Annotated in this window: 1 protein-coding gene; it reads right to left on the bottom strand. The window is 30.6% G+C overall.

Features of this window, described 5'->3' with window-relative positions; translation table 11 throughout:
* Positions 1-124 precede the first annotated feature (124 nt).
* Positions 125-709: hypothetical protein (locus AWE51_RS23340; protein ID WP_232517446.1), on the bottom strand; the 585-nt coding region annotated here is incomplete at its 5' end.

The following is a 709-nucleotide window of genomic DNA, read 5'->3' as shown; positions in this document are numbered from 1 at the left end:
GCGTGGTTTTAATTTTTCTTTTTTAATACCAAATCAAAAGATTTGGCGACTTTGCAAATAGACAACAACCTTTCGATTAAACACTGACTGCCCTATTTGCTATATATCGTGTTACCCACAGTTCTTATATTTCATTTCCGTTTTCGTCCGTAACTATAATTGTCCTTTGTCCCATATTTGGCTCGACAAAAAGACCCGTTTTTTCAATCCGTTTTATGGTTGAATTAGTTAATTCTGAACATTCAACATACATATAATAATCATATCCGAAAGTAATTTTAAATTCAGATTCGAGTAGATTCATCCAAACAGTTTCTCTTAAAATCAAGCGAATCATTTTTTGAATCTGAGTTAAATTTAAAGTAGTTCCGTTTTCTAAAATGTCAATTTCATTATAAAAATCAACATCAATATTCTTTAGTCGACCATCTTTTTTATAATTTTCAAAATCATCGAACGAATCGCGTAACTCTAATGAGTCAATTTTTAAGCTCGATATGTTTTTTTCGTCAAGAATAAGTTTAATAGATTCAGCATATGCCGTTTCAGTTTTTTCATATTCTTTATAATCCACGTTTCTATATTCAGTTTTCCCTATGTCGCTAATAGCTGTCCATTCGGAATTATCCAGAAAATGCCCTTCTTCATTTCTCTTTTTTGGGTCAAATTTTGTTATTCTATAAGTCATTTTCTCTAATTGTGGGTAACG

It is taken from the genome of Aquimarina aggregata (genome assembly GCF_001632745.1).
Classification (GTDB): Bacteria; Bacteroidota; Bacteroidia; order Flavobacteriales; family Flavobacteriaceae; genus Aquimarina; species Aquimarina aggregata.
The sequence above is the reverse complement of the archived record's forward strand: the minus strand, read 5'-3'. Positions and strand labels throughout refer to the sequence as shown.